This is a genomic window from Stenotrophomonas sp. G106K1 (assembly GCF_037969685.1).
GTDB lineage: Bacteria > Pseudomonadota > Gammaproteobacteria > Xanthomonadales > Xanthomonadaceae > Stenotrophomonas > Stenotrophomonas lactitubi.
Genome location: NZ_JBBPFR010000019.1, coordinates 1 through 22,459 on the forward strand (window position 1 = coordinate 1; position 22,459 = coordinate 22,459).

19 protein-coding genes and 1 pseudogene are annotated in these 22,459 nt (G+C 66.9%); 13 read left to right on the forward strand and 7 right to left on the reverse strand.

Translation table 11 applies throughout. The features are described 5' to 3' along the window. Window positions 1-263 (forward strand): annotated as a pseudogene (locus WKB25_RS15595) (type VI secretion system ATPase TssH); the annotation flags it as partial. An 85-nt stretch (window positions 264-348) separates the two neighbouring features. Here WKB25_RS15595 and WKB25_RS15600 read toward each other — a convergent pair. The 3 genes from WKB25_RS15600 to WKB25_RS15610 form a co-directional block, all read right to left on the reverse strand. Beyond that, window positions 349-1,149 (reverse strand): MipA/OmpV family protein, encoded by an 801-nt coding sequence (locus WKB25_RS15600; protein ID WP_340571680.1) that lies wholly within the window; start codon window positions 1,147-1,149, stop codon window positions 349-351. A gap of 141 nt (window positions 1,150-1,290) precedes the next feature. Beyond that, window positions 1,291-2,580, reverse strand: a complete 1,290-nt coding sequence (locus WKB25_RS15605) for an ATP-binding protein (RefSeq protein ID WP_340571681.1) — start codon at window positions 2,578-2,580, stop codon at window positions 1,291-1,293. After that, window positions 2,577-3,311, reverse strand: coding sequence for a response regulator transcription factor (locus WKB25_RS15610; protein WP_340571682.1), 735 nt, complete (start codon window positions 3,309-3,311; stop codon window positions 2,577-2,579). The genes WKB25_RS15605 and WKB25_RS15610 overlap by 4 nt, the downstream gene beginning before the upstream one ends. A gap of 180 nt (window positions 3,312-3,491) precedes the next feature. On the opposite strand from WKB25_RS15610, the gene WKB25_RS15615 reads away from it, so the two are divergent. Then, on the forward strand, window positions 3,492-4,778 hold the full coding sequence (locus WKB25_RS15615; protein WP_340571683.1) for an aminotransferase class V-fold PLP-dependent enzyme: 1,287 nt from the start codon (window positions 3,492-3,494) through the stop codon (window positions 4,776-4,778). A gap of 517 nt (window positions 4,779-5,295) precedes the next feature. Here the strand turns inward: WKB25_RS15615 and ybaL are convergent. Beyond that, complete coding sequence (gene ybaL / locus WKB25_RS15620; protein ID WP_340571684.1) at window positions 5,296-6,996, reverse strand: YbaL family putative K(+) efflux transporter; 1,701 nt, start codon at window positions 6,994-6,996, stop codon at window positions 5,296-5,298. 194 nt (window positions 6,997-7,190) lie between these two features. Next, entirely contained in the window at window positions 7,191-9,578 is a 2,388-nt protein-coding gene (locus WKB25_RS15625) for a TonB-dependent receptor (protein ID WP_340571685.1), read from the reverse strand. Between the two features lie 333 nt (window positions 9,579-9,911). On the opposite strand from WKB25_RS15625, the gene WKB25_RS15630 reads away from it, so the two are divergent. Continuing rightward, window positions 9,912-11,777, forward strand: coding sequence for an ABC-F family ATP-binding cassette domain-containing protein (locus WKB25_RS15630; protein ID WP_340571686.1), 1,866 nt, complete (start codon window positions 9,912-9,914; stop codon window positions 11,775-11,777). 91 nt (window positions 11,778-11,868) lie between these two features. Here WKB25_RS15630 and ampR read toward each other — a convergent pair whose 3' ends face one another. Then, entirely contained in the window at window positions 11,869-12,732 is an 864-nt protein-coding gene (gene ampR / locus WKB25_RS15635) for a LysR family transcriptional regulator AmpR (protein WP_340571687.1), read from the reverse strand. 175 nt (window positions 12,733-12,907) lie between these two features. Here ampR and blaL2 point away from each other — a divergent pair, with 175 nt between their 5' ends. From blaL2 to WKB25_RS15650, 3 genes are all read left to right on the forward strand, one after another. After that, a complete protein-coding gene (gene blaL2 / locus WKB25_RS15640; protein ID WP_340571688.1) occupies window positions 12,908-13,819 on the forward strand; it encodes a L2 family extended-spectrum class A beta-lactamase in 912 nt (303 codons plus the stop codon). A gap of 117 nt (window positions 13,820-13,936) precedes the next feature. Next, window positions 13,937-15,151, forward strand: coding sequence for a cation:proton antiporter (locus WKB25_RS15645; protein ID WP_340571689.1), 1,215 nt, complete (start codon window positions 13,937-13,939; stop codon window positions 15,149-15,151). Between the two features lie 56 nt (window positions 15,152-15,207). Continuing rightward, window positions 15,208-15,849 (forward strand): hypothetical protein, encoded by a 642-nt coding sequence (locus WKB25_RS15650; RefSeq protein WP_340571690.1) that lies wholly within the window; start codon window positions 15,208-15,210, stop codon window positions 15,847-15,849. Between the two features lie 99 nt (window positions 15,850-15,948). Here WKB25_RS15650 and WKB25_RS15655 read toward each other — a convergent pair whose 3' ends face one another. Beyond that, complete coding sequence (locus WKB25_RS15655; protein ID WP_340571691.1) at window positions 15,949-16,689, reverse strand: DUF3011 domain-containing protein; 741 nt, start codon at window positions 16,687-16,689, stop codon at window positions 15,949-15,951. Between the two features lie 159 nt (window positions 16,690-16,848). On the opposite strand from WKB25_RS15655, the gene aspS reads away from it, so the two are divergent. The 7 genes from aspS (at window position 16,849) to ruvA (ending at window position 22,415) form a co-directional block, all read left to right on the forward strand. Next, a complete protein-coding gene (gene aspS / locus WKB25_RS15660) occupies window positions 16,849-18,600 on the forward strand; it encodes an aspartate--tRNA ligase (protein ID WP_340571692.1) in 1,752 nt (583 codons plus the stop codon). Window positions 18,601-18,616: 16 nt separating this feature from the next. Beyond that, on the forward strand, window positions 18,617-18,961 hold the full coding sequence (locus WKB25_RS15665; RefSeq protein WP_340571693.1) for a DNA primase: 345 nt from the start codon (window positions 18,617-18,619) through the stop codon (window positions 18,959-18,961). A gap of 32 nt (window positions 18,962-18,993) precedes the next feature. Beyond that, window positions 18,994-19,515: a GNAT family N-acetyltransferase gene (locus WKB25_RS15670; protein ID WP_340571694.1), complete on the forward strand. Its 522-nt coding sequence runs from the start codon at window positions 18,994-18,996 to the stop codon at window positions 19,513-19,515. Window positions 19,516-19,592: 77 nt separating this feature from the next. Next, the gene (locus WKB25_RS15675) at window positions 19,593-20,225 is read left to right on the forward strand and encodes an alpha/beta fold hydrolase (protein WP_025874679.1); all 633 of its coding nucleotides are present in this window, start codon (window positions 19,593-19,595) and stop codon (window positions 20,223-20,225) included. Between the two features lie 200 nt (window positions 20,226-20,425). Then, window positions 20,426-21,157: a YebC/PmpR family DNA-binding transcriptional regulator gene (locus WKB25_RS15680; protein WP_089236564.1), complete on the forward strand. Its 732-nt coding sequence runs from the start codon at window positions 20,426-20,428 to the stop codon at window positions 21,155-21,157. A gap of 129 nt (window positions 21,158-21,286) precedes the next feature. Further along, complete coding sequence (ruvC, locus tag WKB25_RS15685) at window positions 21,287-21,808, forward strand: crossover junction endodeoxyribonuclease RuvC (protein ID WP_089236563.1); 522 nt, start codon at window positions 21,287-21,289, stop codon at window positions 21,806-21,808. Between the two features lie 13 nt (window positions 21,809-21,821). Then, complete coding sequence (ruvA, locus tag WKB25_RS15690) at window positions 21,822-22,415, forward strand: Holliday junction branch migration protein RuvA (RefSeq protein ID WP_099818801.1); 594 nt, start codon at window positions 21,822-21,824, stop codon at window positions 22,413-22,415. Window positions 22,416-22,459 lie beyond the last annotated feature (44 nt).

Genomic DNA, 22,459 nt, shown 5'->3' on the forward strand with positions numbered 1-22,459 from the left:
AGCAGATCGCGCGCATCCAGATGCGCGGCCTGGAAAAGCGCCTGGCCGAGCGTGGCCTGAAGCTGGTGGTGTCCGATGCGGCGTTCGATCTGCTCGGCAACGTCGGCTTCGATCCGGTGTACGGTGCGCGTCCGCTGAAGCGTGCGATCCAGGCACAGCTGGAGAACCCGTTGGCGCAGAAGATCCTGTCCGGTGCGTTCGCCAATGGCGATACCATCGAAGTGGGCAACGACGGTGGGCATCTGGTGTTCGCCAAGGCCTGAGCCTGAGCCGAACGGGGCGCTGCACGATTGCAGCGCCCCGTTTCGGTTGTAGCGACCGGCCGCATCCGGCGCTTGCCGGCAAGTCTCAGAACCGGTGCGTATACCCGGTCATCAACCCGAACTGGTTGGCCTTCTGCACGATCGGGCTGTCTGCCGCATCGCCCAGCAGGCGGGTGCCTTCCACGGCGATGTACCAGTTGCCGTTGCGACCGGCGTGATGGCTCCATTTCATGCCCAGGCCTGCGCTGACCAGACCGGCCTTGGGCTTGTGCTGGGCGAAACCGGTGCGAGCGGCCTGGTCAGGGCTGACGCCATACCAGGTCTGCATGTAGCCGCGGTTGCCGTAGTCGGTGGAGACGCTGCCGCTGACCACGCCACCGGCCAGATCGAACAACGGCATCTCCAGGTTCAGGTGGATCTGCTGGGTGGCAAGGCCGTTGTCGCCCTTGTCATCGTCCTTCAGCGTGTACTGCCAGGAACCACTCAGCACCGCCTCACCCAGCGTATAGCCAGCCGCCAGGCCGACCAGGGGCCGGGTATCGATATCGCCCATGCCACGCAGGAAGTCCGAGCCGCCGAGGATCGAGTTCTTCTCGCGGCGGCTGCCGCTGCCACCGACGTAGGCACGCACGCGGGTGTGTTCGCCGATTGCCGTACCCCAACCCGCACCGCTGGTACCCAGAAACCAGCCGCCCGGCGAGGTCACGTCGAAGGACAGAGTGGGGGCGGCCTGGAATTCCTCGCTGCCGCTGTAACGCGGGGCGACACCGCCACCGGCAGCAAGCTCGAAGGTCCACTGGTCATCCTTGGCATGCGCTGCGGACGTTGCGAACAAGGGCAACAGGGCCAGGCCGAGCAGGGGGGGGAAACGGCGAAGGTGGGACATGGCAACTCTCTGCATTGGGAGGAAGTGCAGCGCGCGCATCCGGCGCGTGCTGCTGGGTCGCCAGCGTGGCGGGACGCCGGCGACCAATCCGTCCGCAGTTGTGCGGGAGTTGTAAGCAACTGTAAGCGCGGCCTGCGCCGTTCAGCTGGCAGCCATTGGCCAGTGCATTTCCAGGCGCGCGCCACCGAGGGTCGCGCGTGCCACGCGAAGTTCGCCGTGGTGACGAACCGCGATGCGCCCGGCGATGGCCAGGCCCAGGCCGAAGCCGCCGGTATCGCGGCTGCGGCTGTCATCCAGACGGGTGAACGGGCGCAGCACCTTCTCGCGATCACCTTCGGCGATGCCGGGGCCATCGTCATCCACGCGCAGACAAGCCTTGCCGGCCACGCTGACCAGTGACACCTCCACACGGGTGCGTGCATAACGCATCGCGTTGCCGACCAGGTTGCTCAGGGCCAGCTGCAGCAGGCGCGGCTCGGCGTCAACGCGTGGCAGCGCACTGGGCCACACCTGCAGCACCAGGCCCGCGCGCTCGGCATCGCGCCGTGCATCTTCCATGCAGGCCTGCAGCCAGTCGTTGGCCTCGATTCGCTGCATGGGCTCAGCGTCGTTGGGATGCTCCAGCCGCTCATAGGCCAGCAGTTCGCTGACCAACCGGTTGAGCTCGGCCAGATCGCCATGCAGGCCGGCAGCGAGGTGTGCCCGCCGCGCCGGATCGTTGCTGTCCTGCATCAGGTCCAGGCCGAAGGCCAGGCGTGCGATTGGCGTGCGCAGCTCGTGGGAAATGGCATGGGTCAGATCGCGCTGCCGTTGCACCAGTTCGGCCACGCGCGCTGCCATGCGGTTGGAATGCTCGACGATGACCCGGATCTGCGAACGCGGCGATACCTGCGCACGCGCCTGCAGGTCGCCGGCACCGATGCGGTCTGCATGACCCCGCAGCGCCTCCAGGTCGCGCCACAGCAGGCGTACCCACGCATAGAGGCAGGCGCCCACCAGCAGCAGGATGCACAGGTACGCGGCGGCGGTCATGTACAGGGTCATCTGCACTTCGCCGGGAAGGCGCAGCTGCAGCCAGCGTCCGTCAGCCCCCTCGATGGGCAGCAGCACCTGCTGGTAGCGCTCACGGACGATGAAGCCGTCCCCGCGCAGGGCACTGCGCTCTTCGTCATCGAGCACGGGCGGTGCATCCAGCAGTGACAGCGCAATGCCGTAATGCGGCTGCCACTGCAGCAGACGCTGCTGTTGCTGCTGGCGGTCCAGGCCGGCCAGTCCGCTGCGCAGCGCATACACCTGTCCGCGCACCTGTTCGACGAAGACACGTTCCTGCAGGGGTGTGTAGATGCGGTCCAGCAGATGGTTGAGGCTGAACACCGACACCAGCAGGCAGCCGCCGGTGACGAACCACAACCACAGGAACAGACGCTTCACGCCGACCAGGCCGACGGATTGAACTGGTAACCGCGGCCCCAGACGGTCTTGATCCGGCGAGGTTCGCGCGCGTCGTCGCCCAGCTTGCGGCGCAGCTTGCCGATGCAGACATCCACGCTGCGGTCCAGGCCATCGAAGCCGATGCCGCGCGCCGCCTGCAGAATCTGGTCGCGCGAGAGGATCTGCCCGGGCTGGCTGGCCAGCAGCCAGAGGATCTCGAATTCGGTGGTGCCCAGTTCCACCGGCTGCCCATGCAGGTGAACCTCGCGCTGCACGCGATCGATCAGCAGTTCGCCATGCATCAGCCGGCACGGCACGCCTGCAGGGCCGCTGCCATGGCGACGGCGCAGCAGCGCACGCAGGCGCGCCAGCAGCAGGCGCGGCTCGATCGGCTTGTGCACATAGTCATCGGCGCCGGACTCCAGGCCCAGTACCTCTTCGATATCGTCCTCGCACGCCGTCAGCATCAGGATCGGCACGTCGGAAAAACTGCGGATCTGCCGGCACACGTCGATGCCACCGAGGCCAGGCAGCATCAGGTCCAGCACCACCAGTTCCGGCGCGTGCTGGCGGCAGGCCGCGCTGGCCAGGTCGCCACGCGGCACGTGCTGCACGGCAAATCCATGTTCGCTCAGGTAGTCGCTGACCAGCTCGGCCAGGCGGCGGTCGTCCTCGACCAGCAGCACCTGGGTCGGGTTGCCGGCGGCGGGAGTCCACGGGGAGGGCTGCATCGGTAGGGCGTCCTTGTCCGGGGCGAAGGGCCCGGCGGCGAAGCCTAGCAATGGCCCATGACGTCTGCCTGAATCCCGGGCAACCTGATAACCGCCGGTACTGGCGTCATCGCCAGGGGCTCTCAATGGCGGTCGATGGCTGGCCTATGGTGGGCGTTTCCCCGGATGGAGCCTGGCGCAATGAGCGATCCGCAGTGGCAACTGGAAACCCTGGCCGTGCACGGCGGCTACCGCCCCGACCCGACCACCCGCGCGGTGGCGGTGCCGATCTACCAGACCGTGGCCTACGCTTTCGATGACACCCAGCACGGGGCGGACCTGTTCGACCTGAAGGTGCCGGGCAACATCTATACGCGCATCATGAATCCCACCACCGACGTGCTGGAGCAGCGCGTTGCGGCGCTGGAAGGGGGCATTGGCGCGTTGGCACTGGCCTCCGGGCAGGCCGCGATCACCTATGCGATCCAGACCATTGCCGAGGCCGGCGACAACATTGTCGCTGCCAGCGCGCTGTATGGCGGCAGCCTCAACCTGCTGGCCCACACGCTGCCGCAGTACGGCATCCAGACGCGTTTTGCCGATCCGGCTGACCCATCTGCGTTCGCAGCCCTGATCGACGAGCGCACCAAGGCGGTGTTCGTTGAATCGATCGGCAACCCGCGCGGCAACGTCACCGACATCGCCGCCATTGCCGAGGTCGCGCATGCGGCGGGCGTGCCGCTGATCGTCGACAACACCGTGGCCACGCCGTTCCTGCTGCGCCCGTTCGAACATGGCGCCGACATCGTGGTGCACTCGCTGACCAAGTACCTCGGTGGCCACGGCACCAGTCTGGGCGGGGCGATCGTCGATTCCGGCCGCTTCGACTGGACGGCACAGCCGCAACGCTTCGCCCGCTTGAACCAGCCCGATCCGAGCTATCACGGCGTGGTCTATACCGAAGCGCTCGGCGCGGCGGCTTACATCGGTCGTGCGCGGGTGGTGCCATTGCGCAATACCGGTGCCGCGTTGTCACCGTTCAATGCCTTCCTCATCCTGCAGGGCATCGAGACCCTGGCCCTGCGCATGGAGCGGATCAACGCCAATGCGCTGGCAGTGGCGCAGTACCTGCGCGCGCATCCGAAGGTGGCCTGGGTGCGCTATGCCGGGCTGGCTGACGATCCCGAACACTCGGCGGCGCAGCGCTATCTGGGCGGCCACGGCTCCGGCGTGCTGACCTTCGGCCTGCCGGGCGGTCGCGTTGCCGGCGCACGCTTCCTCGATGCACTCAAGCTGTTCACCCGGCTGGTGAACCTGGGCGATGCGAAGTCGCTGGCCACCCATCCGGCGTCGACCACCCATCGCCAGCTGGATGCAGCCGAGCTCGCCAGGGCCGGGGTCAGCGAGGACACCGTGCGCCTGTCGATCGGCATAGAGCACATCGGCGACCTGCGCGCTGACCTGGAGCAGGCGTTGGCTGACGCCTGATAGCTGGCGGCTTGGTCGTCATCGCCATAGGCGATCACCACCGCTGCAGGAACGCGCTACGGTAGAGACGCTCTCCAAGGGCGTGGCGATATCATCCCCGGCCGATGCGGGTCGGCCGGGGATTTTTTTTGGCGCAGCCAACCCCGGTAGATCCACGCCATGCGTGGATGAATCTCAATCGAAATCGAATTCTTCGACGATTGAACGAAGAACATCCACGCCTGGCGTGGATCGACGTGTCGACCAAGGTCGACACCCACCAAGAGCAGGCCATGCGATCCCGGCAGATCGCGGAGATCTGTCGAAGGCGGGGTGGGTCCGGTTGCGGGGGCGTGAGCGCCATGGATGGCGCGACCGAGCCTCCATGGACGGATTCACGGCGTCCCCTGCAACCGGCCCCACCCCGCCAACCCACAGGAAGCCAGCTTTTGCTGTTGCCGTTGCCGTTGCGGTTGCCGGCCAGCGGCCGGCACTACCGCGGGTGCAGGGTGCAGGGCGCAGCCCTGCCGCACACCCCTCACACCACCGGAATGCTGTGCTGCCCAAGACTGCGGTACGGCGGGGTCGCCATCACCATTTCCGCCAGCGAGTAAGCCAGCTCGCGCTCGGCCATCACCGTGCCGTCAGCACCGTGTTCAAGCAGATGCTTCACTTCGGCATCGCTGTGCGCGCGCGCCAGCAGGGTCAGGTCAGGGTTGATCGCTCGCAGCTTGGCCAGCGTCTCACCGGCTTCCAGCGGCTGCGGGATCGCCAGCACCGCGATCTTGGCGCGCTCGGGATGGGCCTCGGCCAGTACCTTGTCCGAAGCGGCGCTGCCGCGGATGCCGGGCAGGCCCGCCGCATGTGCTTCGGCCACGTGTTCCTTGTTGTCGTCGATGATCATCACCGGCACGCCACGGTCGCGCAGCACCTGTGCCAGCGCGCTGCCAACGCGGCCGTAGCCGATGACGATGGCATGGTCGTGCAGGTCCAGCGACGGCCCCGGTGGCAGCTCGGTCTCCACCGCCGTGGGCGTGGTTTCCTGGTGCTTCAGCAGCCAGCGGTCGAGCAGACCGAACACCAGCGGATTGAGCATGATCGAGATCAGCGCGCCGGCCAGCACCAGCGCCTGGCCGGTGGGCGGCAGGATCTTCAGGGTCACGCCGAGGCCGGCGATGATGAAGGCGAACTCGCCGATCTGCGCCAGGCTGGCCGAGATCGTCAATGCGGTGCCGGTGGGATGGCCGAACGCGCGCACGATGAAGAACGCCGCCGCCGATTTGCCGAACATGATGATGCCGGCAGTAGCCAGCACCTGCCAGGGGTGTTCGATCAGGATGCTGGGATTGAACAGCATGCCCACCGAGACGAAGAACAGCACCGCGAAGGCGTCTCGCAGCGGCAGCGAATCGCTGGCCGCCTTGTGGCTGAGTTCGGATTCATTGAGCAGCATGCCGGCGAAGAACGCGCCCAGCGCGAAGGACACACCAAACAGCATCGCCGAACCGAATGCCACGCCCAGCGCGATCGCCAGCACCGACAGGGTGAACAGTTCGCGCGAGCCGGTACCGGCGATGCGCTCCAGGATCCACGGAATGACCCGGCGGCCGACCACCAGCATCACCGCCACGAACAGGCCCAGCTGCACGAACGTCCAGCCGATGCTGGCCAGCACACTACCGATGGTGTGGTGTTCATTGGCCGCGTCGGGCCCGAACACGCCGGCCATCACCGGCATCATCACCAGTGCCAGCACGCAGGCCAGGTCTTCGACGATCAGCCAGCCGACTGCGATCTTGCCGCGCTGGGTTTCCAGCAGGCGGCGCTCTTCCATCGCGCGCAGCAGCACTACGGTACTGGCCGTGGCCAGCGCGAAACCAAACACCACGCCGTGGATCAGCGGCCAGCCCATCAGCGCCGCCAGGCCCCAACCGAGCAGGGTCGCGACCAGGATCTGGCCGATGGCACCAGGAATGGCGATGGCCTTGACCGCCATCAGGTCCTTCAGCGAGAAGTGCAGGCCGACGCCGAACATCAGCAGCATCACGCCCAGTTCGGCCAGCTGGTTGGCCAATGCCTGGTCGGCGACGAAGCCCGGGGTGAACGGACCGACGCAGATGCCAGCAACCAGGTAACCGACCAGAGGAGACAAGCGTAGCTTGTTGGCCAGCGCGCCGAAGATGAAGGCGAGCCCGAGACCAACGGCAACGATGTTGATCAGGTCGTTGTCATGGTGCATCGGCTCTCGCAGGAAACAGGGGGGTACCCCGATTTTCACCGATACGGCCAGATACGGCAAACCCGCAGGCCATGATCCGTGGCCCGCGGGTTTGCCCGCGCGTTGTTACCGGCCAGCGGCCGGCCCTACCGAAGGTGTTGCGGTTGCCGTTGTCTCGGCGGGCGCCGGGCCGCAGGTCCGGCACCTGCATCCGCTTACCAGTTGTACTTGATCCGCCCGTACACATACGCGCCATTGAAGCCGAACGGCGAGTAGTTGCTGTACGGCAGCATGCCGAAGGTCGAGTTCTGCAGATCCTCGGTGCGGTCCGGGTACTCGTCCAGCAGGTTGTCGGCACCCACCGTCAGCGTCCAGTTGGCACTCGGCTTGTAGCTGGCCGAAGCGTCCAGCACCCACTTGTCGCCGTAGGTCTGGTCACGCGCGGCCGTGGCCGAGTTGCGCACCGTGAACTTGCCGTAGCGGGTCGCGGCCAGGCCCAGTTCCCAGTGATCCGAACGCCAGGTGCCACTCAGGATCGTCTTGTCGCGCGGATAGCTGTCTTCGATGCGGCCGATCTCATCGCGGCCGATCAGCGACTGGGTCAGGCCCAGCGTGCCGAACACCGCCGGGGTGCCACCAACGCGCTGCACTTCGGTGTCGTTGTAGCTGTAGGCCGCGGTCAGTTCCAGGCTGCTGGCGCTGAACGGCACGGTGTAGCTGGACACGAAGTCGACGCCACGGGTGCGGGTGTCCAGGCCGTTGGTGAAGTACGAGAACGCGGTCACCTGCGGCAGGCCCAGCCCGGCCAGCAGCGCACTGGAGGCGGCGTTGGTGGTGATGCTGGACGACAACGCGATGCGGTCATCGATGTCGATCTGGTACGCGTCGACAGTGATGTACAGGCGGTCGACCGGTTGCAGCACCAGGCCCAGGCTGTAAGAGGTGGAGGTCTCTGCCTTCAGCGGCGACGCGCCCAGCGCCTGCGCAGCCGGGCTGGTGGTCGGGAAGGTGCCGCGTTCAACGAACACGCCGTTGAGGAACTGGCTGGTGACCGCCTGGTAACCCTGCTGGGCCAGCGACGGTGCGCGGAAGCCGCTGGAGGCGGTGGCGCGCAGCGCGACCTTGTCGGTGAACGCGTAGCGCGCCGACAGCTTGCCGGAGAAGCGGTCGCCGAAGTCCGAGTAGTCCTCGTAGCGGCCGGTGATGCCGGCGGAGAACTTCTCGGTCAGGTCCGCTTCCAGGCCCGCATAGACCGCGTAGTTGTGGCGGTCGGTGTGCACTTCGTTGGTCGGGGTGAAGCCGGCGAAGCCCTGCGCGCCGGTGCCGGTGTAGGAGTTCAGTTCACCCGGGTTCTGGTCCCACTTCTCACGACGGTACTCACCGCCGAAGGACAGTGTGACCGGATAGGCCAGGCCCCAGTCCAGCGACTTGGTCAGGTCGGCGTTGAAGATGTCCTGCTGATACTTCAGCGTGCCGTCGTAGAACGAACGCGGGCTGGTCGCGCCCAAGCTGTAGTTGATGCTGTTGCGGGTGTGGAAATCCAGGGTGTTCTCGCCGTGGTTCAGGCTCAGGTCCCAGGTCCAGCCGTTGTCGGTGTTGCCTTTGACGCCGGCCACCAGCGAGCGGTCCTTGGAGTACTGGTTGATCTGCGGCACGTAGCCGTCCGGGTAGGTCTGCGCCAGCAGCGCGCTCTGCCCACTGTGGTTGCGCGAACGGTAGAACGCGAACGAGGTGATGTCGCGGTTGCTGAGCAGCGCGCTCGCATAGCCGGTCACGTGGTCGCTGAAATCAAAGCTGGCGTTGACCGAGGCAGCGGTGGCGTCGACCTTCGGGTCACCGACGATGAAGGTGGTCTGGCCGATGCTGGGGAAATTGCCGGTGTTGGGCGTGGTGCCGCGGTACGGGCCGGCGCGGTCGCTCTCGTCCTGCTGGCTGATCTGGCCGGCCACGTGCACGCGGCCACGGCCGTTGCCGAATTCCACGCCGGTATCGCCGGACAGCTGGTACTTGTTGCCGTCACCGGCCGAGTACTGGCCGTAGTCGACGGCCAGGCTGCCGCCACTGCCGCTGCCCTTCAGCACGATGTTGATGACGCCGGCGATGGCATCCGAACCGTACTGTGCGGAGGCGCCGTCACGCAGCACCTCGACGCGCTCGATGGCGGCGATCGGAATCGCGTTGATGTCCACCGCCGACGAACCACGGCCGATGCTGCCGTTGACGTTGATCATCGCCGAGGTGTGGCGGCGCTTGCCGTTGACCAGCACCAGCACCTGGTCCGGCGACAGGCCGCGCAGCTGTGCCGGGCGCACCCCGCTGGTGCCGTCGGTCAGTGCCGGGCGCGGGAAGTTCAGCGACGGCAGCGCGCGCGACAGCGCGGTGGCCAGCTCACCGGTACCGGTGGACTGCAGGATCTCGGGGGTGATGATGTCGATCGGCGACTGCGATTCGGCGACCGTGCGGTCGGCCACGCGGGTGCCGGTGACAATCACCGTATCCAGCGTGTTGGGGGCGGTGCCGGCCTGCTGGGCGGCGGCAACGAACGGAGAGCCACCGAGTGCGACAGCGACGGCGGCGGCGATCAGGCTGGTCTTGCGGGTCATCGGGAGTGGGCTCCGGTTGGCGGGATGGCACCGGAATCGACATCACGGGGGTGAGCGGACGACGGTTGTTGCGGTGCGCAATACAGGAATTAACGGGATATTCAGTGCCTGTCAAATGCCGGTCATCAGAAAAAACGTTGCAGCAGCAACCATTTAGCTGCGACAGGCAGTGACGGGGGAGGGGCCCGGGAGGCGCGCGGACAGGACGTGGGAGAGAGGAACGTCGCCCGCCGCGCATCCCGGGGCGCGTCAAGTATTCGTTAACGTTAGAATTGCGTCGCAGGAACAGTGCTTACCAGCACATTCCATTCGGTTATATGGACGCCTCCCCCCATGATTTCGCTTCGTAATTTCGCCTTGCGCCGCGGCGAGCGGCTGCTGTTGTCCAATGTCGACCTGACTCTGCATGCCGGTTACCGGGTAGGCGTGGTCGGCCGCAACGGTGCTGGCAAGTCCAGCCTGTTCGCGGCGGTGAAGGGCGAGCTGGAGGCCGACAAGGGTGACGTCGACCTGCCCGGCAAGATCCGCATCGCCAGCGTCGCCCAGGAAACCCCGTCACTGCCGGACCCGGCGCTGAGCTTCGTGCTGGGCGGCGACATCGAGGTGGCAGCGGTGCTGGCCGCCGAGGCCGACGCCACCGCCCGCGAGGACTGGGAAGCGGTGGCCGAGGCGCATACGCGCATGGCCGAGCTGAATGCCTACGACGCCGAAGCGCGTGCCGGCAAGCTGCTGCACGGCCTGGGTTTCCCGGCCGAAACGCATCACCGCGCGGTGTCCTCGTTCTCCGGAGGCTGGCGCGTGCGCCTGAACCTGGCCCGCGCGCTGATGATGCCCAGCGACCTGCTGCTGCTCGACGAACCGACCAACCACCTGGATCTGGACGCGGTTTACTGGCTGGAACAGTGGCTGCTGAAGTACCCGGGCACCCTGCTGCTGATCTCGCATGACCGCGAGTTCCTCGACAACGTGGCCACCCACACCCTGCACCTGCACGGTGGCGGCGCGAAGCTTTACCCGGGCGGCTACACCGACTTCGAGCGCCAGCGCGCCGAACAGCTGCGCCAGCAGCAGATCGCGCACGAGAAGGAACAGGCCGAGCGCGCCCATCTGCAGAGCTTCATCGACCGCTTCAAGGCCCAGGCCAGCAAGGCCGCGCAGGCACAGAGCCGGATGAAGCGCCTGGCCAAGCTGGCCGGTACCGAGGCGGTGCGCGCCGAGCGCGAGTTCCGCATCGAGTTCGCACCGCCGGCCAAGCTGCCGTTCTCGCTGATCCGCCTGAACCACGTCGAGGCCGGCTACGGCAGCGATTCGGTGATCCTGCACAACGTGGGCTTCGGCCTGGAAGCGGGGCAGCGCATCGGCCTGCTGGGCCCCAATGGCGCTGGTAAGACCACCCTGGTGAAGACCCTGGTGGGCGAGCTGGCACCGATCGGCGGCGAACGCGCCGCGCACCCGGACCTGCGCATCGGCTACTTCGCCCAGCACACGGTCGAGTCGCTGCATGAAGGCCAGTCGCCGATGGAACACTTCCGCGACCTGGCCCCGGATGCACCGAACCAGTCATTCCGCGACTTCCTCGGCAAGTGGAATTTTCCGGGCGACCGTGCCTTTGAACCGGTGGATGGATTCTCCGGTGGCGAGCGCGCACGCCTGGCGCTGGCGTTGATCGCCTGGCAGCAGCCGAACGTGCTGCTGCTGGACGAACCGACCAACCACCTTGACCTGGAAATGCGCGAAGCGCTGGCTGAAGCACTGGCCGATTTCGACGGCGCGATCGTGATGGTTTCGCATGATCGCCATCTGATCGGCCTGGTCTGCGACACCTTCTGGCGCGTGGCCGATGGTGTGGTCGAACCGTTCGACGGTGACCTCGACGCGTATGCCGCCTGGCTGCGCACGCGTCCGCAGGCGCAGGGCACCAAGGTACGCATGGAGCAGGAGGAGGAACCGGTGGTGGTCAAGACCGCACCGGTCGCGCAGATGGTGCAGAAGAAGCCGGTCAACCCGCACAAGCTGGCCAGTGCCGAAGCCAAGGTCGCTGAGCTGGAAAGTGTGCTGGCCGAACTGGACCGGCAGCTTGCCGACTCGAGCAACTACGCCGATGCCACGCGCATGGCCGTGCTCGGTCGCGACCGCGAAGCCACCGCTGCGCAGCTGGAAAAGGCCGAAGCGGCCTGGATGGAACTGCTGGAATCCTGATTCCATCGGTAGCGCCGGGCCATGCCCGGCGGCTTTTCCCATCCGCTGCGCTCGCCGGGCATGGCCCGGCGCTACCGGCGGCGCACGTGTTTCATCCCTGCGCCTGCAGCCATTCGCGGAACCGCTTGGCCGGCTCCCGTTCGGCACGCGAGCGCAGCCGGGTCAGCCAGTAGCGACCCAGCTCCAGCGTGGTGGCAAACGGCTGCAGCAGCCGGCCCTCGGCCAGGTCCGCCTCGAACATGCGCAGCGGCAGCAAGGCCACGCCTGCGCCACCGGCGGCAGCCACGGCCAGCGTCAACGACGAATCGAACACCGGTCCGCGTGCTTCCACGCCGTTGGCTCCGGCCATCTGCAGCCACCGTGGCCATTCGTCGCTGCGGTACGAACGCAGCAGCGGCAAGTTCGCCAAGTCGCGCGGATGCTTCAGCCGCCGCGCCAGTGCCGGTGCACACAAGGGTGCGAACGGCGCATCCAGGATCGCCGTGCAGGTCTGCCCCTGCCAGTCGCCATCACCGAAACGGATCGCCAGGTCCAGACCTTCTCCGGCCAGGTCGATGCGGTTGTTGTGGGTCTGCAGCCGCAGCTCGATATCCGGGTGCGCGGCGTCGAACGCGGCCAGCCGTGGCAGCAGCCAGCCGGTGGCGAAGGTACCGACCACGCCGATCGTCAGCACTTCCCGTGCGGGGCCGCCGGTGTAGCGGGCGATGCTGGCTGAAATGCGTTCGAAGGATTCATTCAGCACCGGGTACAGCGCCGCTCCTTCCTCGGTCAACGCCACGCCGCGCGGCAGGCGATGGAACAGGCGGACGCCCAGACGGTCTTCCAGCCCGCGTATCTGGTGGCTCAGCGCGGCCTGGCTGACACAGAGTTCCAGAGCAGCCCGGGTGAAGTTCTGGTGCCGGGCAGCGGCTTCGAAGGCGCGCAGCGCATTCAGCGGCAGAGTGGGGTGGAGCATGCGTGAGCCGTGAGCGGGAATGATGGCTGATCGTATCTGGTTGATGTGTGGCTTTGAAATGGCGGCAAACTGCGTGCGTTAGGCATAAAGTAATTTTATGTCTCCTCATGAAAATTCGCGCTGGTAGCCAGCATTGATGGGCTCCGATAATCGGAATTCGCCCAGGAGAATCCGAATGCTCGCTCGTCGCCGATTCCTGCAGTTCAGTGGAGCTGCCGCCGCTTCCGCGCTTGCGGCACCGCTGCTCGCCCGTGCCGCCACAACAACCATGGCTGCTGCGCCAACCTCTGCCGCCATCGCCTCCGCCAGCGATTTCGCCGCGCTGGAAAAGGCGTGCAGCGGTCGACTCGGCGTGACCCTGCTCGACATCGGCAGTGGCCGTCGCCTCGGCCATCGCCAGGACGAGCGTTTCCCGCTCTGCAGCACCTTCAAGAGCGTGCTGGCCGCCACGGTGCTCAAACAGGCCGAGCGCGATCCGGCACTGCTGGACCGGCGCCTGCCGGTGCAGGCGCAGGACATCCTCGAGCACGCGCCGGTCACCCGCCGCCACGTCGGCAAGGACCTGACCATGCGTGACCTGTGCCGGGCCACGCTGATCACCAGCGACAACACCGCCGCCAATCTGTTGTTCGCAGCGATCGGTGGGCCGCCGGCCGTGACCGCGTTCCTGCGCGCCACCGGCGACACGATCACCCGCAGCGATCGCCTGGAGCCGGAACTGAACAGCTTCGCCTTCGACGATCCACGCGACACCACCACCCCGGCGGCCATCGCTGCGACGCTGCAGCGGCTGGTGCTGGGCGATGCACTCAAGCCGGCCTCACGCCAGCAGCTGGCCGACTGGCTGATCGACAACGAAACCGGCGATGCCTGCCTTCGTGCAGGCCTGGGCAAACGCTGGCGGGTGGGCGACAAGACCGGCAGCAATGGTGAAGACGCCCGCAACGACATCGCCGTGTTGTGGCCAGTGCAGGGTGGTTCGCCGTGGATCGTGACGGCCTATCTGCAGGCGGGCGCGATCAGCTTCGAGCAGCGCGCGGCGGTGCTTGCGCAGGTTGGGCGCATCGCCGATGGGCTGATCGCCTGACCGCAGCGGCTGCGCACGGAGTCTGCGCAACAGAGGCTGCTTTTCAGCAATGTTCTACTTGTCCCGTCGCGCGCAGGCGTGCATCCTGCGCGCCTTCGATCCGCATGGAAGTCGCCGATGAGTCATGAACTGGTCTACCTGCTGCTGATCTTCGCGCTGCTGGTGATCCCGCGCGCGCTGCAGCGGTTCAGCCTGCCCGCGCCCTTGACCTGCCTGCTGTTCGGCATCATCGGCATGCTCTGGCTGGGCGACCAGGTGCACGACGCGGTCATCGGACTGCTGGCCACGCTGGGCATCTCTTCGCTGTTCCTGTTCGCCGGCCTGGAGGTTGACCTGCAAGCCCTGCGGCGTGGCATGTGGCCGCTGCTGGCGCATCTGCTCATCCGCAGTGCGACCCTGTTCGGCGTCGGCTGGCTGGCCTGGCGTTACGCCGGTCTGCCATGGCAGGCGGCAGGGCTGCTGGCGCTGGCGCTGCTGACCCCGTCCACCGGCTTCATCATGGATTCGCTGTCTCGGCTGGGGCTGAGCGAGGACGAACGGTTCTGGGTCACCAGCAAGGCCATCGCCGGTGAACTGCTGGCCCTGGCGGCGTTGTTCATCGTGCTGCAGGCGGGGGATCCGGCGCACATGGCGCTGTCCAGCACGGCGCTGCTGGCGATGATGATCGGCCTGCCGCTTGTGTTCATCGCGCTCGGCCGCTGGGTTGCGCCGCATGCGCCGGGCTCGGAATTCTCGCTGCTGGTGATGGTCGGCATGGTGGCGGCGTACATCACCTACCTGCTGGGCGTGTACTACCTGGTCGGCGCCTTCATCGCCGGCCTGGTCGCGCGCCTGCTGCACCAGCGCATGCCGCTGCTGGCCTCGCACGAAAACCTGCATGCGCTGCGTCTGTTCGCCTCGTTCTTCGTGCCGTTCTATTTCTTCAACGCCGGCACCAAGGTACCCAGCGAAGCACTGAGCTGGGAAGCGCTGGGGCTGGGCATCGTCATCACCCTGGTGGTGCTGCCGCTGCGCATCGCGGTGGTCTGGCTGCAGCGCCGCGTGATGTTCGGCGAAAGCTTCCGCAGCAGCCTGCGTGTGTCGCTGGCGCTGGCACCAACGTTGATCTTCACCCTGGTGCTGGCCGCGATCATGCGCGATCGCTTCCAGATTCCGGCGGTGCTGTTCGGCGCGTTGCTACTGTACGCCGCATTGACCACGCTGCTGCCCTCGCTGGTGTTCCGCACGCCGTTCGATGTCGATCCGGTCGAGCAGGAGCCGGCAGGGCAGGGCGAAGATGCGCCGGTGGCAGCGACGGAAGTGGTTGCCGCTACCCCAGCAGCCGAGCGCTGAGGCAGATCCAGGGAGTGCGGTTTGCGCGCATCGGCCATGGCCGTTAGGGTTGGGGCATGAAACCGATCGCCGCTGTTGCTTCCGCCCTCGCCCTGCTCGGCCTCGCCGCCTGCTCGCAGCCATCGCATACGGTCAACCACGATCTGGCGACCGCACCGGCCGACGCCTTCATGGCCGCCATCGCAGCCCATTGCGGCCAGGCCTACGAGGGCACGGTGGTGGAAGACACGCCGGCGCCCACCGGCAAGGATCCCTTTGCCGGGCAGAAGCTGGTGATGCATGTGCGTGGCTGTGCCGACCCGGGGCATGAGCTGCGCATCCCGTTCCACGTGGGCGATGACCATTCGCGCACCTGGGTATTGACCCGCACCGAGCACGGCGTGCGCCTGAAGCACGATCACCGCCACGCCGATGGCAGCCCCGATGCGATCACCCTGTACGGGGGCGACAGCACGCCGCCGGGTACCGCCGAACGCCAGCAGTTCCCCGCCGATGGCGAATCGGTGGCGATGTTCCGTCGTGCCGACATGCTGGCTTCAACCCACAACACCTGGGCGATGGAGATCGAGCCGGACCAGCGCTTCGTCTATGAGCTGACCCGTCCGGAGGGCCGGCGATTCCGGGTCCAGTTCGACCTCAGCAAGCCGGTCGCACTGCCGCCCGCCCCCTGGGGGGATCAGGCTTCGCCGGCACGCTGATTCCGGGGTCGGCTCCCTCCTGTGGAGGGCTCCGACCCCAGCATTGCACGCACCCAAGGGGCCGAGCGCTGGCCGTCGGCCAGGGATCCGACCCTGCCCTCAACGCGTGCCGAAGCGCGCCCGGCAGCCATTGCTGACCCACACGTTGCCGCGCGAGTAGCCCCAGGTCCGGCCTTCCTGGCAGGCACTTCCGGACAGCTGCTGCTGCAGCACCGGCCGGCCCTGGCGTTCATCCCAGTTGCAGCTCTGCTGGCGGTTGTTGTTGCTGCTGCAGGTCACGGTGTAATTGCTGTTGCCGCCACCCCAGCCGCCGCCATTGCCGCCGCCCCAGCCACCGCGGGCCTCGGCGAACTCGGCGCGGCAGCCGCGATTGACCCAGATGGCGCCGTTGCGCACGCCCCAGTTCTGGCCTTCCACGCATTGGGTGCCGGATATCTGCCGGACCACGCGCGCGTTGCGCCAGCCGACCGGGCAGCTGCGTTCGCGGTTGTCCTGGCTTTCGCAGCGCACGGTGCCGCCGTTGCCGTTGCCACCACCCCAGCCGCCGCCGTTGCCGCCACCCCAGCCACCTCGTCCCTGGGTGAATTCGGCGCGGCAGCCGTTGTTGACCCAGATGCTGCCATTGCGGGTGCCCCAGGTGCGGCCTTCCACGCAGGCCGAGCCGGACAGCTGGCGAACCAGACGGGCGTCGCGCCAGCCGGTGTTGCAGATGCGTTCGCGGTTGTTCTGGCTCTCGCAACGGACCACCCCATCCTGCGCAGCGGCAGGGGCGAAGGGCAGGGCGAGCGCGGTAAAGGTACCCAGGATCACGGCCAGGCTGGCCAGGGACTGCGGTTTCATGGCGACATCCCCATACGGGAGTAGGTGCGCGACTATAAGGACCGGGGCGATCAAGCCCGCGTGACCGTCCGCATTTGCCCCGGCCGGGGCCTCGGCCGCAGAATAAGAGGCTTTCCGGCCCCATCAGGCGCCGGCGTTCTCCAGCGGAGCTTTCCCCCCATGCGTACCCACTTCTGCGGCCTGGTCGATGAGACCCTGATTGGCCAGACTGTCACCCTCGCCGGCTGGACCGACGTGGCCCGTAACCAGGGCGGCGTCTGCTTCATCGATCTCCGCGATCATGAAGGCATCGTGCAGGTGACGGTGGAGCTCGACAACGCCGAAGTGTTTGCCGTGGCCGCCAGCCTGGGCTATGAGGACGTGCTGCAGGTGGAAGGCGTTGTGCGCGCCCGCCACTCGGTCAACGACAAGCTGCGCACCGGCAAGGTGGAAGTGATCGCCACCGCCATCACAGTGCTGAACAAGGCCGCGCCGCTGCCGTTCCACGCGCACGAGAACCCGGGCGAAGAAACCCGCCTGAAGTACCGCTACCTGGACCTGCGCCGTCCGGAAATGCAGCGCATGCAGCGCACCCGCATCAAGCTGGTGCAGGCCCTGCGCCGCCACCTGGACGAAAAGGGCTTCCAGGACATCGAAACCCCGATCCTGACCAAGGCCACCCCGGAAGGCGCGCGCGACTTCCTGGTGCCGGCGCGCATGCACCCGGGCGAGTTCTACGCCCTGCCGCAGAGCCCGCAGCTGTTCAAGCAGATCCTGATGGTGGCCGGCTTCGACCGCTACTACCAGATCGCGCGCTGCTTCCGCGACGAGGCCCTGCGTGCCGACCGCCAGCTGGAATTCACCCAGCTGGACATGGAGTTCGCCTTCGTCCGCGAGCGCGACGTGCAGGACTTCGTCGAAGACATGATCCGCGGCATCTTCAAGGAAGTGGTCGACGTCGAGCTGGACGCCAGCTTCCCGCGCATGACCTGGGCCGAGGCGATGCGTCGCTACGGTTCGGACAAGCCGGACCTGCGCATCGCGCTGGAACTGGTGGACGTGGCCGAGCTGGTCAAGACCAGCGAGTTCCCGGTGTTCACCGCTGCTGCCAACGATGCCGATGGCCGCGTCGCCGCGCTGCGCATCCCGGGTGGTGCCAGCCTGTCGCGCAAGCAGATCGATGAGTACGCTGCGCACGCCGCCAAGTACGGCGCGAAGGGCCTGGCCTACATCAAGGTGGGCGAGAACGGTGAAATCAGCTCGCCGATCCAGAAATTCTTCAGCGAAGAAGGCTTCGCTGCGCTGGTAGCCCACGTCGGCGCCGGCAACGGCGACATCGTGTTCTTCGGCGCTGGCGGCTACAACAAGGTGTCCGACTTCATGGGCGCGCTGCGCCTGAAGGCCGGCAAGGACTTCAACCTGGTCGCTGACGGTTGGGCGCCGCTGTGGGTCACCGACTTCCCGATGTTCGAGTGGGACGAGGAAGCGCAGCGCTACGTCGCCCTGCATCACCCCTTCACCGCGCCGGCCGTGGACGACATCGCTGATCTGCGCGCGCACGCCAAGACTGCCGTTTCGCGCGGCTACGACATGGTGCTCAACGGCAATGAAATCGGCGGCGGCTCGATCCGTATCCACCGCCCCGACATGCAGAGCGCGGTGTTCGAGCTGCTCGGCATCGGTGCCGAAGAGGCCCGTGCCAAGTTCGGCTTCCTGCTCGACGCGCTGAACTACGGCGCGCCGCCGCACGGTGGCATCGCCTTCGGCATCGACCGCATCGCCGCGCTGATGGCCGGCACCGAGTCGATCCGCGACGTCATTCCGTTCCCGAAGACCACCGGTGCACAGGATCTGATGACCGACGCGCCGTCGCCGATCGTCGACGAGCAGCTGGCCGAAGTGCACATCCAGGTTCGCCCCAAGAAAAACTGATCAGGAGATCCAGGCAATGACCGAGTTTGCGTTTTCGCTGGAGTGGGAAAAGCTGGGCAATGAAGGCTCCGAGGCCAACCTGGTCACCGAACGCGCACGTGTCTTCGGTGGTTGGCTGGTCCGCGTCGGTACCAACCCGTCGGCCATGGCCCTGACCTTCGTCGCCGACGGCGAAGGTCGCTGGGACGGTGAAGACTTCGGCGTCGAGGATTACGAAGACGACGAAGAGGAAGAGTACGACGAGGACGAGGAAGGCGAAGAAGAAGAGGAAGAAGGCGAGGAAGAAGAGGACGACGAGGAATACGAAGAAGAGGAAGAGGAAGAGGAAGAAGACGGCAAGGAACCGGCGGAGCGGGCTTGACCCGAACCGTTGTCCTGACGTCAACTCGACCCATGTATTCGATCCGCCGCGCCACTGTGGACGACGCGCCGACCCTGTCGGCGCTGGCCGCGCGCACGTTCACCGAAACCTTCGGCCATCTGTATCCGCCGCAGGACCTGCAGGACTTCATCGACGAGGCCTACACGGTCGAGCGCCAGCGCACGATCCTGGCCCACCCCGACTACGCGGTGTGGCTGCTGGAGCTGGACGGGGAGGCGGTCGGCCATGCTGCCGCCGGCCCCTGTGGGTTGCCGCACCCGGACGTGAAGCCCGGTGACGGCGAACTCAAGCGCCTGTACCTGGTCAAGACGCAGCAGAGCTGCGGCTGGGGCAGCCGCCTGCTGGAAACCGCGCTGACCTGGCTGGAACGCGACGGCCCGCGCACGCTGTGGCTGGGCGTCTGGTCGGAAAACTTCGGCGCGCAGCGCTTCTACGCCCGGTATGGTTTCGAAAAGGCCGGCGAGTACCTGTTCCCGGTGGGCGATACCAACGATCTTGAGTTCATCCTGCGCCGTCTGCCACATCCGGCCTGAAGCCATTCACCACCGCTTGCCCCTGGCTTCTGTTCAATCACCGTAGTTCCGCCCCGCTGACCGCCAGGCTGTTGCACATGACTCCCCCCGTTCTGTTGTTGCATGGCATCTGGAATGCCCGTGCCTGGGTCGGGCCGCTGGCCTGGCGCCTGCGCGCGCGTGGCTTCCAGGTCCATACCTTTGGCTACTCGTCCGTATTCGGCGGCCCCGATGTGGCCGTCCCGCAGTTGCTGGAGCGGCTGGCAGACGCAGGCCCGCTGTCGCTGGTCGGGCACAGCCTGGGCGGCCTGCTGGCGCTGGAAGCCCTGCGCCGGCAGCCGCAGCTGCCCGTGCAGCGCGTGGTCTGCCTGGGCTCGCCGCTGCGGGGCAGTGGCACTGCGCGCTCGCTGTCCGAACATGGCTGGGGCCTGGCCCTGGGCCGCAGCAGCGAACTGCTGCTGGACGGGCTGCCGGACTGGCAGGGCAAGGCCGCAGTCGGCCTGATCGCCGGCTCGGTGCCGCATGGGCTGGGCAGCCTGCTCGGGGCGCTGGATGACGATTCCGACGGCACCGTGGCGCTGGCCGAGACCCGCCTGCCGGGCCTGGCCGACCACTGCGTGGTGCGCACCAGCCACAGCGGCCTGGTGGTGTCGCCCGATGCCGCGCGACAGACCGCGCATTTCCTCCGCCATGGCCAGTTCGACCATGGCCGGGACGCCGCTGCAGCGTAAGTTGGTGGGGGCGAGCCATCCTGGCTTGGTGGGTGCGAACCGTTGGTTCGCACGCTCTTGACCGGGCCATGCCCGGCGGCAGTAGATCCACGCCATGCGTGGATGGGCTTTCCGCGTAGTCCTGCGGCCTCGACACGGTGGCACGGCCCGATCAGGTAGAATTCGCGGCCTTATCCATCAACGCACGTACGGAAAGACCCATGGGTAGAGGCCCCTCCATCGAGAACCGCAAAAACGCGTCTGACGCGAAGCGCGGCAAGATTTTCACCAAGATCATCCGTGAGATCGGCGTCGCCGCGCGCGGCGGTGGAGGCGACCCCAACAACAACCCGCGCCTGCGTGTGGCCGTGGACAAGGCGTTGACCGCGAACATGTCCAAGGACGTGATCGAGCGGGCCATCAAGAAGGCCACCGGTGAACTGGAAGGCGTCGAGTACGAAGAGATCCGCTACGAGGGCTACGCGCCCGGTGGCGTGGCCGTCATCGTCGATTGCCTGACCGACAACCGCGTGCGCACCGTGGCCGATGTCCGCCATGCGTTCAGCAAGTGCGGCGGCAACATGGGCACCGAAGGCTCGGTCAGCTTCATGTTCAAGCGCGTGGGCGTGCTGCATTACGCTGCCGGCGCCGATGAGGACGCCATCTCCGAAGCGGCCATCGAGGCCGGTGCGGATGACATCGTGGTCTATCCGGAGGATGGCGCGATCGACGTGCTCACCGCCGCGGACAGCTTCCACGCGGTCAAGGATGCGATGCAGGCGGCCGGCCGCACGCCGGACCATGCCGAGCTGACCTTCCGCGCCGACAACGACATCAAGGTCGAGGGCGACACCGTCCTGCAGGTCAAGAAGCTGCTGGACATGCTGGAGGACCTCGACGACGTACAGGACGTTTACTCCAACGCCGATCTCGGCGCGGACGCCTACGCCTGAACGTACGCTCCACCGGTCGCCTTTGGCGGCCGGTGAGCGGACAATGCGGACCATGATGACCCCAGACGTTTCCAGCCATCACCGCCGCATGCGTCCTGTCCGGATCAGCGGCGTCTGCGTGTGTGCCGCATGACCCGTATTCTCGGCATCGACCCGGGTTCACAACGGACCGGGGTCGGCATCATCGATGTCGACGCCAGCGGCCGGGTCAGCCACGTGCATCACCAGCCGCTGGTGCTGCTCGGGGCCGACGACTTCCCGCAGCGCATGAAGCTGCTGGTGCTGGGCTTGGCCGAGCTGTGCCACGAGTACCAGCCGCAGGAAGTGGCCATCGAAAAGGTGTTCATGGCACGCAACCCCGATTCGGCGCTGAAGCTGGGCCAGGCCCGTGGCGCGGCGATTTCGGCGGTGGTGCTGCGTGACCTGCCCGTGCACGAATACGCTGCCAGCGAGATCAAGCTGGCGGTGGTCGGTCGCGGCGGTGCCGAAAAGCAACAGGTTCAACACATGGTCGGGCTCATGCTCAACCTGAAAACCAAGCTGCAGGCCGACGCGGCCGACGCGTTGGCCGTGGCCATCACCCATGCCCACGTAAGGGCAACGGCCAACCGCCTGGGGCTGACTGCCCGCCAGGCGTGGGGGCGCAAATGAGGAGCTGCACGCAATGATCGGTCGACTGCGCGGAATCGTCGCCTACAAGGCGCCGCCGTGGCTGGTGGTGGACGTCAACGGGGTGGGCTACGAGCTGGAGGCGCCGATGAGCACCTTCTACGACCTGCCCGAGCTGGGCCGTGAGGTCACCCTGTACACCCACTATTCGCAGAAGGAAGACAGCGTCTCGCTGTACGGCTTCCTGCGCGAAGGCGAGCGCCGCCTGTTCCGCGACGTGCAGCGGGTCAGCGGCATCGGCGCGAAGATCGCGCTGGCCGTGCTGTCCGGCGTCACCGTCGAAGAATTCGCGCGCATGGTGCAGGCCGGTGACATCACCGCGCTGACCCGCATCCCCGGCATCGGCAAGAAGACCGCCGAGCGCATGGTGCTCGAGCTGCGTGACCGCGCGGCGCAGTTCGGCGCCGGTGGCGCACTGCCGACCGGCAGTGGCCCGGCCCCGGCTGATCCGCTGTCCGATGCCACCGTGGCGCTGCAGCAGCTGGGCTACAAGCCGACCGAGGCGGCGCGGATGGCGCGCGAGGCCTTCAACGAGGGCGACGAAGTGGCCATGGTCATCCGCAAGGCCCTGCAGTCGGCGCTGCGCTGAGCCGCGCCGTTTCCTTTCCTCCCATTACACCCTGAGCTTCGCCA

What these genes read in the sequence shown, in the direction of transcription:
- WKB25_RS15665 (WP_340571693.1), top strand. Translation starts at nt 18,617, where the DNA reads ATGACCGAGTTTGCGTTTTCGCTGGAGTGGGAAAAGCTGGGCAATGAA.
- WKB25_RS15615 (WP_340571683.1), top strand. Translation starts at nt 3,492, where the DNA reads ATGAGCGATCCGCAGTGGCAACTGGAAACCCTGGCCGTGCACGGCGGC.
- aspS (WP_340571692.1), top strand. Translation starts at nt 16,849, where the DNA reads ATGCGTACCCACTTCTGCGGCCTGGTCGATGAGACCCTGATTGGCCAG.
- blaL2 (WP_340571688.1), top strand. Translation starts at nt 12,908, where the DNA reads ATGCTCGCTCGTCGCCGATTCCTGCAGTTCAGTGGAGCTGCCGCCGCT.
- ruvC (WP_089236563.1), top strand. Translation starts at nt 21,287, where the DNA reads ATGACCCGTATTCTCGGCATCGACCCGGGTTCACAACGGACCGGGGTC.
- WKB25_RS15630 (WP_340571686.1), top strand. Translation starts at nt 9,912, where the DNA reads ATGATTTCGCTTCGTAATTTCGCCTTGCGCCGCGGCGAGCGGCTGCTG.
- ampR (WP_340571687.1), bottom strand. Translation starts at nt 12,732, where the DNA reads ATGCTCCACCCCACTCTGCCGCTGAATGCGCTGCGCGCCTTCGAAGCC.
- WKB25_RS15675 (WP_025874679.1), top strand. Translation starts at nt 19,593, where the DNA reads ATGACTCCCCCCGTTCTGTTGTTGCATGGCATCTGGAATGCCCGTGCC.
- WKB25_RS15650 (WP_340571690.1), top strand. Translation starts at nt 15,208, where the DNA reads ATGAAACCGATCGCCGCTGTTGCTTCCGCCCTCGCCCTGCTCGGCCTC.
- WKB25_RS15625 (WP_340571685.1), bottom strand. Translation starts at nt 9,578, where the DNA reads ATGACCCGCAAGACCAGCCTGATCGCCGCCGCCGTCGCTGTCGCACTC.
- WKB25_RS15670 (WP_340571694.1), top strand. Translation starts at nt 18,994, where the DNA reads ATGTATTCGATCCGCCGCGCCACTGTGGACGACGCGCCGACCCTGTCG.
- ruvA (WP_099818801.1), top strand. Translation starts at nt 21,822, where the DNA reads ATGATCGGTCGACTGCGCGGAATCGTCGCCTACAAGGCGCCGCCGTGG.
- WKB25_RS15610 (WP_340571682.1), bottom strand. Translation starts at nt 3,311, where the DNA reads ATGCAGCCCTCCCCGTGGACTCCCGCCGCCGGCAACCCGACCCAGGTG.
- WKB25_RS15655 (WP_340571691.1), bottom strand. Translation starts at nt 16,689, where the DNA reads ATGAAACCGCAGTCCCTGGCCAGCCTGGCCGTGATCCTGGGTACCTTT.
- WKB25_RS15645 (WP_340571689.1), top strand. Translation starts at nt 13,937, where the DNA reads ATGAGTCATGAACTGGTCTACCTGCTGCTGATCTTCGCGCTGCTGGTG.
- WKB25_RS15600 (WP_340571680.1), bottom strand. Translation starts at nt 1,149, where the DNA reads ATGTCCCACCTTCGCCGTTTCCCCCCCCTGCTCGGCCTGGCCCTGTTG.
- ybaL (WP_340571684.1), bottom strand. Translation starts at nt 6,996, where the DNA reads ATGCACCATGACAACGACCTGATCAACATCGTTGCCGTTGGTCTCGGG.
- WKB25_RS15680 (WP_089236564.1), top strand. Translation starts at nt 20,426, where the DNA reads ATGGGTAGAGGCCCCTCCATCGAGAACCGCAAAAACGCGTCTGACGCG.